The sequence below is a fragment of the Streptomyces changchenzhani genome (assembly GCF_039766235.1).
Taxonomy (GTDB): Bacteria; Actinomycetota; Actinomycetes; order Streptomycetales; family Streptomycetaceae; genus Streptomyces.
Map to the genome: position 1 here is coordinate 505,435 of NZ_JBDHNH010000001.1, position 12,291 is coordinate 517,725.

Sequence of the window (12,291 nt, forward strand, 5' to 3'; positions counted from 1 at the left end):
CGCGGCCCCGGCCCGGGGCCGCGCCGGCCCTTTCAGGCCCCCGGGTCCAGCGTTGCCCGGTGGTCGCGGCGGGTGAAGGTCTTGTACCAGAGCTCGTTGTGCAGGACATATATGAGTAGCGCGTACGTTCAAAACCATGACGAAGGCAATCACCGAGGACACACGCACTGGACGGCCTCGACCTGACCGTCGAGACCGGTGAGGTCCACGGCTTCCTCGGCCCCAACGGCTCCGGGAAGTCGACCGCCATCCGGGTCCTCCTCGGCCTGCTGCGCGCCGATTCCGGCGCCGTACAGCTGCTCGGCAAGGACCCCTGGAAGGACGCCGTCGAGCTGCACCGGCACATCGCCTACGTCCCGGGCGATGTGACGCTCTGGCGCAATCTGAGCGGCGGCGAGGTCATCGATCTGTACGGGCGACTGCGCGACGGCGGCCTCGACAGGGCGCGGCGGGCCCAGCTCGTCGAGCGGTTCGAACTCGACCCCACCAAGAAGGGGCGTACGTACTCCAAGGGCAACCGGCAAAAAAGTCGCCCTGGTCGCCGCCTTCGCCTCCGACGTGGATCTGCTGATCCTCGACGAGCCGACCTCCGGACTCGACCCGCTGATGGAGGAGATCTTCCAGCAGTGTGTACGGGAGGAGCGCGACCGCGGGCGCACTGTCCTCCTCTCCAGCCATGTGCTGAGCGAGGTCGAGGCGCTGTGCGACCGGGTCAGCATCATCCGCCAGGGACAGACCGTCGAGACGGGGTCGCTCACCGACCTGCGCCATCTCACACGTACGTCCGTCACGGCGGAGCTGGCCGGTGCGCCCGACGGGCTCGCCCTGCTGCCCGGCGTGCACGGCCTCGTCATCCAGCCGATCGAGGGCGGCCGGGGCGCGGACAGGCGGGTCGCGGGCACACGGGTCGCGTTCCAGGTCGACACCGACAAGCTCGACGCCGTACTCAGGTCGCTCACCGACTCCCGGGTGCGCTCGCTCACCAGCAACCCGCCCACCCTGGAAGAGCTTTTCCTCCGCCACTACGCACGCGAAGAAGTGGCCGGGGAGGCGGTGTCGCGATGACCGCCGTGACGGTTTCTCTTCCTCGCACCGGCGGCTCCCGTCAACTGGCAGGCACCGGAGCCCTGTTGAGGCTCGCACTGCGCCGCGACCGAATCGTGACGGCCATCTGGGTGGTGGTGATCGGCGGCCTCGTCACCAGCGGCGTCGGAACCATCGAGAAGTTCTACGACACCGCCGGAAAACGAGCCGACCTGACCGCGTCCATGGGCACCAACGGCTCCCTGCGCGCGATGTACGGGCCGATCTTCAGCGACTCCGTCGGGGGGATCGTCGCATGGCGCTTCGCCGGTTTCGCCGCCGTACTGGCCGCCGTCATGAGCCTGATCATCGTCGTCCGGCACACCAGGGAAGAGGAGGAGACCGGGCGCCAGGAGCTGATCTCCTCCGCGATGGTCGGCCGCCGCGCCCCGCTCACGGCCGCGCTGCTCGCTGCGCTCGTCGCCAACACGGCCCTCGCGCTGATCGTCACCGGCGGGCTCGCCGGGCCCACCGGCTCCGCGTCCGGCGCCCTCGCGGTCGGCGCGACCATCGGCGCGGTCGGCATGCTCTTCGCGGCCATGGCGGCGATCGTCGCCCAGCTCACCGAGAGCGCCCGCCTCGCCAAGGGCATGACCGCCGGGGTGCTCGGCGCCGCGTTCGTCCTGCTTCGGCCTGGCCAGACTCGTCTTCGGCGGCATGGCCGAGGGCGCGGCCGACCTGGTCGGCGACAACGACCAGGCCCGGCAGATCTTCGAGCGCATGGGCGGCCAGGCGGGCCTGTCGCAGGCCTTCCTCGCCGCGATGACCGGCATGTTCGGCATGGTCGCCGCGTTGTACGCCGTGGCGTCCGTGCTGCGGCTGCACGGCGAGGAGACCTCGCAGCGCGCCGAACCGATCCTGGCCAACGCGGTCGGCCGCCTTCGCTGGGCGGCCGACCACCTGGTGATCACCTTCGGCGGCGCCGCGCTGATCATGCTGATGGCGGGCCTCGGCCTGTTCCTCGGATACGGCAAGGAGCTCGGCCCGATCCTGGGTGCCTCGCTGGCCCAACTCCCCGCGATCTGGATGCTCGGCGGCCTGGCGGTGCTGCTGTACGGAGTCGTCCCGAGGGCAGCGGTGGCGGCCTGGGCGGCGGCGGGCCTGGCGCTGGCGCTGGGCTGGATCGGCCCGGCGCTGGAGATCCCCCAGTCGGTGATGAACCTGTCCCCCTTCGGACACCTGCCGAAGCTGCCGGGCACGGAGATGGCGTGGACGCCGGTGGTGACGCTGACGCTGATCGCGGTGGCGCTGGTGGGGGCGGGGCTGGCGGGGCTGGCGGGGCTGCGGCGGCGGGACATGATCAGCTGACGGCTTGGCTCTGCCTGCGCCGGCGCCGGGGCCCGGGTCTGACCTCCTGGGTCTGGCGCCGGGGCCCGGGTCTGGCGCCAGGTCAGACCTCCCGCTTCGGGCCTCGGATCAGACCTCCACCAGCAGTTCCTTCAGGCCGCGGATCACGAAGTTCGCCCTGCGCTCCGGCTCCGCGGCCAGCCGTAGATGGGGCGCCCTGCGCAGCAACTCACCGAAGGACGCGGCAAGTTCGAGGCGGGCCAAGGGGGCGCCCAGGCAGTAGTGGATGCCCGCCCCCAGGGTCACGTGCGGGTTGTCCTTCCGGTCCAGCTCCAGCCGGTCCGGGCGGTCGAACACCGCCGGGTCACGATTGGCCGAGCCGAAGAGGAGCGCGACCTCGGAACCACGCGGAATCGGGACGCCGCCGACCTCGATGTCGTCGAGCACCCAGCGCTCGAAGAGCTGCAACGGCGTGTCGTAGCGCATCAGTTCCTCCACGGCCGTGGGCAACAGCCGCTCCGGTTCGGCCCGGAGCGCGGCCAGCTGACCGGGGTTGCGCAGCAGCGTCCACCAGCCGCCCGCCGTCGTATTGACCGTCGCCTCATGGCCCGCGTTCAGCAGCAGCACGCAGGTGGAGATCAGCTCCTGCTCGCTGAGCCGCTCGCCCTGATCGTGCGCGGCGATCAGGGCCGAGATCAGGTCGGACCCCGGGTCCTTGCGCCGCTCGGCGATCAACTCCCGCAAGTACACGGTGAATTCGAGCGAGGCCCGGACCGCGCGCTCGGCCACCGCCGCGGAGGGGTTCAGCTCGTACATCCCGCAGATGTCCGCCGACCAGGGCCGCAGCAGCGGGCGGTCGACCGGCGGGATGCCGAGCATCTCGGCGATGACGGCGACGGGCAGCGGCTCGGCGACCATGGTGAGCAGATCCCCACCGCCGGCCGCACAAAGACCGTCGACCAGCTCGGCGGCCAACCGGCACACGGTGGGCGCGAGTTGCTCGACCGTACGCGGAGTGAAGGCCTTCGAGACCAGGCGCCGGATGCGGGGGTGGTCCGGGGGCTCCAGGTCGAGCATGCCGTGGTCGTTGAGGGTGTGGAAGGGTTCGTGCGCGGCGGGCGGCGGGGTACGCCCGAACTCCTCGTGCGTGAAGCGGTGCAGATACGTACGCCCGAGGCGACGGTCGCGCAGCAACGCGGACACGTCGGCGTGCCGGGGGATCAGCCACTGCCGGGTCGGGGCGTTGTAGAGCGCGCGACCCTCGGCGCGGAGCTGGGCGAAGGCGGGGTACGGGTCGGCGACGAACGCGGGCGACGACGGGTCGAAGAGAGCGGCCATGCGGGGACGCTACGCGCTGTGCGGGAACGCGGGAAGGCCGTGGTGCCGGGGGCGGGTGCGGGGTACCGAGGGCGTCCCGAGGCCGGGGTGCGGGGTGCCGCTGCGTTCCGGGGGCAGGTGCGGGGTGCCTGCGTCGCTGTTCCCCTCCCCGCCCCTCCCCTTCCCGTAACCGGGGTTCCGCCCCAGAACGCGGTCCTCAAACGCCGGACGGGCTGAAATGGGGGCTTCGTCAGGAAGGCGTAACCAGTCGCGCCTCGTACGCGAACACCGCCGCCTGTGTCCGGTCGCGCAGGCCCAGTTTCACCAGGACCCGGCTCACGTGGGTCTTGATCGTGGACTCCGCCACCACCAGGTGCGAGGCGATCTCCGCGTTCGACAGGCCCTGCGCGATCAGCACCAGGACCTCCGTCTCGCGCTCCGTGAGCTCGCCGATCTGGGACAGCGCGGGCGGGCGCGGGGTCTCGGCGAGCTTGGAGAACTCCGAGATCAGCCGCTTGGTGACCGTCGGGGCGAGCAGCGCCTCACCTGCCGCGACCACCCGCACCCCCTCGGCCAGCTGCCGCGCCGACGCGTCCTTCAGCAGGAAGCCCGAGGCGCCGGCCCGCAGCGCCTGGTAGACGTACTCATCGAGGTCGAAGGTGGTCAGGACCAGCACCTTCGCGTCCGCGTCGGCCGCCACGATCTCCCGCGTCGCGTCGATGCCGTTCAGCTCCGGCATGCGGATGTCCATCAGGACGACGTCCGGGTGCAGGGCGGCGACCTGGGCGACCGCCTCGCGGCCGTTCACCGCCTCGCCGACGACCTCGATCTCCGGCATCGCGTTCAGCAGGACCGTGAAGCCCTCACGGACCATGATCTGGTCGTCGACGATCAGCACGCGGATGGTCATACGACGGGCTCCTGCTCGGCGGTGGCGGGCGCCGCGGGGGCGACGGGGATGAAGGCGGCGACCTCGTAGCCGCCCTCCTGCGTCGACTCGGCGGTCATCTCGCCGTTCAGCATCGTCACACGCTCCCGCATCCCCGTGAGGCCGTGCCCGGCCCCGGGCGACGGCTTGACCAGGCCTCGGGCCGGTGTATTGACGATCCGCAGGCCCAGGCCCCCGAGTACGTACGACACCTCGACCTTCGCGGACGCTCCCGGCGCGTGCCGCAGGGCATTGCTGAGCGCCTCCTGGATGATCCGGTACGCCGACAGCTCGACGCCCTGCGGAAGCTCGCGCACCGCGCCCGTGATGGTCTTCTCGACGGTCAGGCCGGCCTCCCGCACGTTGTCGACGAGCCCGTCGAGCTCGGCGAGTGTGGGCTGCGGGGCGTCCGGGGCCTGGTAGTCCTCGGCCCGTACGACGCCGAGCACCCGGCGCAGCTCGGTCAGCGCGGCCACCGCGTTCTCGCGGATCGTGATGAAGGCCTTCTCCAGCTCCGGCGGCGGATTCTCCACCCGGTACGGGGCCGCCTCCGCCTGGATCGCCACCACCGACATGTGGTGGGCGACGACGTCGTGCAGCTCACGCGCGATGGTCGTGCGCTCTTCGAGGAGCGTGCGCTTGTCGCGTTCCACGGCGGTGACCGACTGCTGCGCGGTGACCTCTTCCTTCGCCTGGTGGCGGATCTGGATCGCGGTCACCGCGAGCAGCGCGAACGCGGAGACGAAGAGCATCACGCCGGTTTCGTTCCAGCTCCCGTAGCCGTCGGACGGCAGCATGAACCCGAGGGCGGCCGTGAGGATCCACATCCAGCCCGCCGTACGCGGCCGGGTCCTCGCCGCCACCACGACCATCACCACAAGGTGGCTGAGGAAGGCGCTCTCGGACCATGGATCCGAACCCCCGACCAGACCGCCCGCCATCAGGGTCGCGGCGACCGAGAACCACCAGGCCAGGACCGGGCGGAACAGCGTCATCACGATCGGCGCGGCCGACACGAGGCCCACCATCAGCAGGGTGGAATCCCCGGCGAAGTCGGAATACCCGGTGGTGGCCGCCACCATCATGGTGAGCAGCGCGAAGCCCGCCACCACCGCGTGCGGCGCCCAGGTCCCGTACTCGCGCACCCGCTGGGGAAACTTCCGGACGACGGCATTGTCCAGGGACAGCCGTGGCAGCGGGCGGTAGTCGAAGGGCTTGTGAAACAGGTCCTGGCGCAGGCCACCCAGCGCCCCTATCGCCAGACGGAGCTCGGGGCTGCGGTGCTTTGTCTCGGTCACATACAGAACGGTAGGCGCAAGGACGGACGGGGGCGTCCGCCCCGGTGGGGAACTTCCCGCGTCCGTCCCAGGTACTACAGGCCCCCACCAGGCCCCCCACGAGGGCTCCCGTACGGCGTACCTCAGTGCTTGAGGCGTACGTCACTGCTTGCCGGTGTACGTCCGCGCTTGCCGGTGTACGTCAGCGCTTGAAAGCGTCCGCGTGCTCCGCCGCCCACTCGGCGTACGTACGGGCCGGGCGCCCGGTGACCTTCGCCACCGTGTCAAGGACGGTCCGGCCCTCCACCGGGGTGTCCCGGTACATGCCAAGGAGGAAGTCGATCGTCTCGGCCGGGAGCCCCTCCTCCCGCCACTTCGCGAGTGCCTGCTCCTCGCTCAGCTCGATCAGCCCGACGTCCCGGCCGCGCGCCGCCCCGATCGCCCGCAGCTTGTCGTGCACCGTGAGCACCTCGGGCCCGGTGATCAGGTACGTCTGCCCCGCATGCCCCTCCTCGGTGAGCGCGACCGCCGCCACCGCACCGATGTCGCCCTCGTGGACCACCGCGCTCGGCCGGTCCGCGTACGGCTCGCGCACCAGGTCCTCGGTGCGGATCTGCTCGGCCCACTCCAGCGAGTTCGCCATGAACTCCACCGGCATCAGGACCGTCCAGTCCACATCACCCTCGCGCACCGCCGTCTCCAGCGGTGTGGGGCCGCCGCCGTTCAGCACGGTGATGCGCCGAACGCCCGCCTTCGCCGCCAGCTCGACAAGCTGCGGTCCGGTGGTCAGGTCGCCGAAGACCGCACCCCCGAAGGTGATCAGGTGTACGCCCGTGACCCCCTCCAGCGCGGGAGCCAGTGACGCGGGGTCCGTCAGGTCCCCGCGTACCGTCTCCACACCCGCCGGGAAGTCCGCCTTCGCCGGATCGCGGGTCAGCGCACGCACCGACTCGCCCCTGCGGAGCAGCTCGGCGACCACCTGACGGCCGACGTTCCCTGTCGCTCCGGTTACGAGAAATGTCATTTCGGGCTCCTTCTGCTCGGCTGGACAAGTCCACCGTAGAAACCCTTGCGGACAGCCTCTGTCCGCAACATTGGACGGGTCACGGAACAGGCCGCGTCAGTACGCGAGCTGCTCGATCTCCTCCGCGACGACCGCGCACGCGTCCGCCGACGGATCGATCAGCGGAAAGTGCCCGACATCCTCAAGGAGCGTCAGCCCGACCGTCTCCCCCGCCTTCGCCGCCGCATCGGTGTACGCCTCCGCGACGGCCTGCGGTACGACGATGTCGGTGCGGCCCTGCACGATGACGGTGGCGATGCCCGTCGGAAGGAGCGCGGCCGGGTCGGCGTACGGCCTGCGCTCGGCGAACCTCTCGCTGCCGCCGAGCAGTTGGTCGACCGCTCCCGAGCACACCGCCAGCTCCCGCGCGACCGCGAAGTCCGCGATCGGCGCGAGCGCCACGACCCCGCGCAGCGCGGGCGCGGCCGGCAGGTGCCAGGGCGAGTCGGCGGGCAGCTCGTGGCGGGCCGCGGCCCACAGCGCGAGGTGGCCGCCGGCCGAGTGGCCGGTGACGACGATGCGCCGCGCATCGGCCCCGGGGATCGCCTCCCGTACGAGAGCGGGCATCAGGTCCATCGCGGCGGCCACATCGTCGAACGTCTCCGGCCAGCGCCCCGCGACCGGACCCGCCCCGTCCTGCTGCGGCAGTCCGCTGCCGCGCCGGTACTCGACGTTGGCGACGGCGAAGCCCCGGCGGGCCAGGAAGTCCACGAACGGCGTGGTGTGCTGCCGGTCGTACTCGGCCCGCCAGGCCCCGCCGTGCAACACGACGACCAGCGGCGCGCCGGCCCGGCCGCTGCGTGGCGAGTAAAAATCGACCACTTGATCGGGGTGAGCGCCGTACGCGACCGTCGTATCCGGTGCGACGACCGGATGGGAGAAGGCCGACTCGGCCTCAGCAGCGTCCCGTTCGGCTGCGGGGTCCGGCATGCGGGGACCAACCCTTCGGTGCGTACGGCCAATTGATCTAGGTAGCGGACCGGACGTTATCAGCCGTCACACCCGTCCCCGAGCCAGCACCTACGCCAGGACTTCCGCCAGCACCCGCGCCGCACGCTCCGCGTCCGCGAAGCCCACGTACAGCGGCGTGAATCCGAAACGCAGCACGTCGGGGCGGCGGAAGTCGCCGATCACGCCGCGTGCGATCAGCTCCCGCATCACCTCTGCCGCGTCCGTGCCCGCCGCGCAGCGCAGCGAGACCTGGCTGCCGCGCTCGGCATGCGCGGCCGGGGTCACCGACGAGACCCGGTTCGCGGGCACGTACGTGTCCACGCATTCCAGGAAAAAATCCGTCAGCGCGAGTGACTTCTCGCGTACCGCCTCGATGGACACGCCGTCCCAGACGTCGAGCGCGGCCTCCAGCGCCAGCATCGAAATGATGTCGGGAGTACCGACCCGGCCGCGTGCCGCGCCGTCCGCCGGGGCGTAGCCGGGGGTCATGCCGAAGGGGTCGGCGTGTGAGTTCCAGCCGGGCAACGGGGAGTCGAATACGGCCTGGTGGCGCTCGGCGACGTAAATATAAGCGGGCGAACCCGGCCCGCCGTTCAGATATTTATAAGTGCAGCCGACCGCGAGGTCGACGCCGTGCGCGTCGAGTCCGACCGGCAGCGCGCCCGCGCTGTGGCACAGGTCCCAGACGACGAGCGCCCCGGCCGCGTGCACGGCGGCGGTGAGGCCCGGCAGGTCGTGCAGCCGGCCCGTGCGGTAGTCGGTGTGGTTGACGAGGACGGCGGCGGTGCGCGGGCCGAGGGCGCCCGGCAGGTCCGCCGGGTCGACCGGGCGCAGCCGCTTGCCGGTCATCCGGGCCGCCGACTCGGCGATATAGCCGTCGGTGGGGAAGGTCGCCGCGTCGACGAGGACCTCGTCCCTGGCCGGGTCCGCGATCCGCGTCGCGCCCACCACCGCCTTGAAGACGTTGACGCTGGTGGAGTCGCCCACCACGACCTGGCCGGGCCCGGCGCCGATGAGCGGCGCGATGCGGTCACCGATCCGTTCGGGCGCGGTCCACCAGCCGCTCTCGTCCCAGGAGCGGATGCGCAGCTCGCCCCACTCGCGGGTGATGACGTCGGCTATTCGTCCTGGCACGTGCCGGGGCAGCGCGCCCAGCGAATTGCCGTCCAGGTAGACGGTGGCGTCGTCGATGGCGAACAGCTCGCGGCGCTTGGCCAGCCCGTCGGCGGCGTCGAGCGACGCGGCCCTCGCACGGTGGTCGACGGGCTGGTCAACGCGGTGGTCGACGGGGTGGGAGTCGATCGTCGGCTCAGACATGGCTGCGCGCCGTCCACAGCTCGGGGAAGACGTTCTTACGGGCCCGCTTCTCCAGCCAGGCCACCCCGGCGGAGCCGCCCGTGCCGACCTTGGAGCCCATGGCCCGCCGGGTCGCCACCAGGTGGTCGTTGCGCCAGCGCCACACCAGCTCACCGACATCGGTCAACGCCTCGCCGAGGCGGACCAGTTCACCGTTCTGGTCGCCGCCGTACACCTGGGACCAGATCGCCTCGATCTCGGGCGAGGGCTCGTACTTCAGCGAGAGGTCGCGCTCCAGCACGGCGGCCGGCACCGGCAGACCGCGCCGGGCGAGGAACCGCAGAGCCTCGTCGTACAGGCCGGGCTCCTGCAGGGCCTTCTCCAGCTCGGCGTACACCCGCGGTGCGCCCCGGTGCGGGACGAGCATCGACGCGGACTTGTCGCCGAGCAGGAACTCCATCCGCCGGTACATCGCGGACTGGAATCCCGAGCCCTCACCGAGCGCACTGCGGTACGAGTTGAACTGCGTGGGGGTGAGGTGGGCGAGCGGGCGCCAGGAGGCGTTCAGCGCCTCCAGTTCGCGCATCGATCGCTTCAGCGCCGCCATCGCGACCGGCAGATCGTCCTCGCGCAGCGCTCCGGCCGCGGTCTCCCACTCATGGACGATGACGGTGAACCACAGCTCCATCACCTGGGTGGTGACCAGGAAGACCATCTCTCCGGGATCGTCGGAGAGGGTGTGCTGGAGGTGGGTGAGGACGTCCGCCTGAACGTAGTCCTCGTACGGAGTCGTGCCCGCGAAATCCAGGTTCGGAGTGTCCGAACCAGCTTCGGGGGCATCGGGGGTGTGCGACATTCCTGTCTCCTCGACACGAACTTGCAGGTAGCGGTCCGCCCCGTCCGTATTGCTCCGGAGGGCCCCGGTCCCCTGCCGGAAGCATAAACCGAGGATTATCCGGCTGTCGGACCGGTGACCCACCCGCGGAACGGGAGGAGGCCCGTATCCGGGCGCGGGTCGCGCGGATACGGGCCTCCTCCCCAAAGACACCTGCTCAGCCGAGGGTGTCGGCCGCCTCCTGCGAGGAGTCCCGCAGGAAGGACGAGCAGCGCTCGTACTCCTCCTGCTCACCGATCGACTGCGCGGCGCGGGCCAGCGCGTGCAGCGCGCGCAGGAAACCGCGGTTCGGCTCGTGCGCCCACGGCACGGGCCCGTGGCCCTTCCAGCCGGCGCGGCGCAGGGCGTCTAGACCGCGGTGGTAGCCGGTGCGGGCGTACGCGTAGGACTCGACGACCCGCCCGTTCTCGTACGCCTCGTCGGCGAGCTGGGCCCAGGCGAGCGAGGAGTAGGGGTACTTCGCGGCGACATCGGACGGCGCGGCGCCGTTCGCGAGCAGCCCGCGCGGCTCGGGGTCGTCGGGCAGGTGGGCCGGGGGCGGTCCCCCGAGAAGGTCTTTGTGGATGGCCATGAGTTCCAGTGTCACAGGTCTCCGCGCGATGTGTGATCCCCGGGCCCGCGTTCCGCGTGCGGGGCCCTGTCAGGCTCCTCCAGGGGCGGCGCGGCCACCGCGCAGTTCACCCGGCTGCGCGGCACACACGCCCCCGGCCGCGGATTGCGCACCGTCAGCCACGCGATCAGCGCGCCCAGCACCAGCACCCCGGCACACATCGGCATCGCCCGCCGGAACGTCGCGCCGAACTCCGCCGCCGAGCGGTACGCGTCCGGGCCCATCCCGGCCAGCAGCGGCAGCGCCGCCACCGCGATCAGGCCCGCCGCGCGGGCCGCCGCGTTGTTGATGCCGCTGGCCAGGCCCGCCCTGCCGGTTTCGACGGAGGCCAGCACGGTGGCGGTCAGCGGGGCGACCAGGGTGACCATGCCGGCGCCCATCACCACGATCGCGGGCAGCACGTCCGTGACGTACGAAGCCCCCTCCCCCACCCGCAGCATCAGCAGCATCCCGGTGGCGCACAGCAGCGGGCCGACGGTCAGCGGGAGGCGCGGGCCGATGCGCTGGGCCAGTTCGCCCGAGCGCGCGGACAGGAACAGCATCAGCACGGTGGTGGGGAGCAGCGCCGTGCCGGCCTGGAGCGCGGAGTAGCCGACGACGACCTGGAGTTGCAGGGCGGTGAGGAAGAAGAAGCCGCTGAACGCGGCGTACACGCACAGCGTGACCACATTGATGGCGGTGAACTGCCGGGACGCGAAGAGCGTGAGCGGCATCATCGGGTCGGTCCGCATCTTCTCGACGTACAGGAACACCGCGCCCAGCACGACCCCGAGGACCGCCGAGCCGATCACGACGAAGGAGGCCCCGCCCGCCGAGGCCCCGATCAGCGTGTACGTCACGAATCCGAGCGCGACGGCCGCGAGCGCGGCGCCCAGCACGTCGAAACGGCCGTGCGCCTTCGGATCACGCGACTCGGGTACGTGCTTGAGCGCGACCGGGACGCAGAGCGCGGCCAGCGGCACATTGATCAGGAACACCCAGCGCCAGCCGGGGCCGTCGACCAGCCACCCGCCGAGGAAGGGCCCGACGGCCGCCCCGACGCCCCCGAGGCCGGACCACACGCCGACCGCGCGGGCCCGGTCATCGGGGTGGAAGGAGGCCTGGATGAGGGCGAGGGAGCCGGGTGTGAGCAGCGCGCCGCCGACGCCCTGGAGGGCGCGGGCGGCGATCAGGATCTCGGCGTTCGGCGCGAGCCCGCACAACAGCGAGGCCACCGCGAACCACACCACCCCGATCACGAAGATCTTCCGGCGCCCGAACCGGTCCCCCAGCGCCCCGCCGAGCAGGATCAGCCCGGCCAGGGTCAGCATGTACGCGTTGACGGTCCACTGGAGGACCGCCATGTCGGCGTCCAGATCCCGGCCGATGCGAGGCAGGGCGACATTGACGACCGTGGAGTCCAGCAACGCCATGCCGGAGCCCAGGACGGTCGTCAGCACCACCCAGCGCCCGGTGCGGGTCCCCAGCCTGATGTCCATGCCCAGGATCATCCTCGACGGGGGCACCCCGCGCAGGACGAAACGCATGCGGGCCCGCCCCCTGCGAAAAGGGGGCGGGCCCGCATGCGAACAGGTACGGCTACGG

9 protein-coding genes and 2 pseudogenes are annotated in these 12,291 nt (G+C 71.5%); 2 read left to right on the forward strand and 9 right to left on the reverse strand.

All coding sequences use genetic code 11. The features are described 5' to 3' along the window. The first annotated feature begins 167 nt into the window (after nt 1-167). Together ABCR94_RS02480 and ABCR94_RS02485 are read left to right on the forward strand one after the other, a co-directional pair. Nucleotides 168-1,065 (forward strand): annotated as a pseudogene (locus ABCR94_RS02480) (ABC transporter ATP-binding protein). After that, a pseudogene (locus tag ABCR94_RS02485) lies at nt 1,062-2,391 on the forward strand (efflux permease Rv1217c-related protein). The pseudogenes ABCR94_RS02480 and ABCR94_RS02485 overlap by 4 nt, the downstream one beginning before the upstream one ends. A 108-nt stretch (nt 2,392-2,499) precedes the next feature. Here the strand turns inward: ABCR94_RS02485 and ABCR94_RS02490 are convergent. The 9 genes from ABCR94_RS02490 to ABCR94_RS02530 form a co-directional block, all read right to left on the reverse strand. Continuing rightward, nucleotides 2,500-3,708, reverse strand: a complete 1,209-nt coding sequence (locus ABCR94_RS02490; protein WP_347117285.1) for a cytochrome P450 — start codon at nt 3,706-3,708, stop codon at nt 2,500-2,502. Nucleotides 3,709-3,937: 229 nt separating this feature from the next. After that, nucleotides 3,938-4,597: a response regulator gene (locus tag ABCR94_RS02495; RefSeq protein ID WP_347117286.1), complete on the reverse strand. Its 660-nt coding sequence runs from the start codon at nt 4,595-4,597 to the stop codon at nt 3,938-3,940. Continuing rightward, nucleotides 4,594-5,919 carry a sensor histidine kinase gene (locus tag ABCR94_RS02500; protein ID WP_347118431.1) on the reverse strand — a complete coding sequence of 442 codons (1,326 nt, stop codon included), beginning with the start codon at nt 5,917-5,919 and terminating at the stop codon, nt 4,594-4,596. The genes ABCR94_RS02495 and ABCR94_RS02500 overlap by 4 nt, the downstream gene beginning before the upstream one ends. A 175-nt stretch (nt 5,920-6,094) precedes the next feature. Continuing rightward, nucleotides 6,095-6,916: an NAD(P)H-binding protein gene (locus ABCR94_RS02505; protein WP_347117287.1), complete on the reverse strand. Its 822-nt coding sequence runs from the start codon at nt 6,914-6,916 to the stop codon at nt 6,095-6,097. Between the two features lie 96 nt (nt 6,917-7,012). Then, on the reverse strand, nt 7,013-7,885 hold the full coding sequence (locus ABCR94_RS02510; RefSeq protein ID WP_347117288.1) for an alpha/beta hydrolase: 873 nt from the start codon (nt 7,883-7,885) through the stop codon (nt 7,013-7,015). Nucleotides 7,886-7,975: 90 nt separating this feature from the next. Continuing rightward, a complete protein-coding gene (gene kynU / locus ABCR94_RS02515) occupies nt 7,976-9,223 on the reverse strand; it encodes a kynureninase (RefSeq protein WP_347117289.1) in 1,248 nt (415 codons plus the stop codon). After that, a complete protein-coding gene (locus tag ABCR94_RS02520) occupies nt 9,216-10,058 on the reverse strand; it encodes a tryptophan 2,3-dioxygenase family protein (RefSeq protein ID WP_347117290.1) in 843 nt (280 codons plus the stop codon). The genes kynU and ABCR94_RS02520 overlap by 8 nt, the downstream gene beginning before the upstream one ends. 196 nt (nt 10,059-10,254) lie before the next feature. Then, nucleotides 10,255-10,668 (reverse strand): DUF3151 domain-containing protein, encoded by a 414-nt coding sequence (locus ABCR94_RS02525; RefSeq protein ID WP_347117291.1) that lies wholly within the window; start codon nt 10,666-10,668, stop codon nt 10,255-10,257. Nucleotides 10,669-10,679: 11 nt separating this feature from the next. Beyond that, a complete protein-coding gene (locus tag ABCR94_RS02530; protein ID WP_347117292.1) occupies nt 10,680-12,185 on the reverse strand; it encodes an MFS transporter in 1,506 nt (501 codons plus the stop codon). Nucleotides 12,186-12,291 lie beyond the last annotated feature (106 nt).

Bases quoted from the DNA above. Each gene is read 5' to 3' on its own strand.
- ABCR94_RS02510 (WP_347117288.1), bottom strand. From the start codon at position 7,885: ATGCCGGACCCCGCAGCCGAACGGGACGCTGCTGAGGCCGAGTCGGCC.
- ABCR94_RS02525 (WP_347117291.1), bottom strand. From the start codon at position 10,668: ATGGCCATCCACAAAGACCTTCTCGGGGGACCGCCCCCGGCCCACCTG.
- kynU (WP_347117289.1), bottom strand. From the start codon at position 9,223: ATGTCTGAGCCGACGATCGACTCCCACCCCGTCGACCACCGCGTTGAC.
- ABCR94_RS02505 (WP_347117287.1), bottom strand. From the start codon at position 6,916: ATGACATTTCTCGTAACCGGAGCGACAGGGAACGTCGGCCGTCAGGTG.
- ABCR94_RS02495 (WP_347117286.1), bottom strand. From the start codon at position 4,597: ATGACCATCCGCGTGCTGATCGTCGACGACCAGATCATGGTCCGTGAG.
- ABCR94_RS02490 (WP_347117285.1), bottom strand. From the start codon at position 3,708: ATGGCCGCTCTCTTCGACCCGTCGTCGCCCGCGTTCGTCGCCGACCCG.
- ABCR94_RS02520 (WP_347117290.1), bottom strand. From the start codon at position 10,058: ATGTCGCACACCCCCGATGCCCCCGAAGCTGGTTCGGACACTCCGAAC.
- ABCR94_RS02530 (WP_347117292.1), bottom strand. From the start codon at position 12,185: ATGGACATCAGGCTGGGGACCCGCACCGGGCGCTGGGTGGTGCTGACG.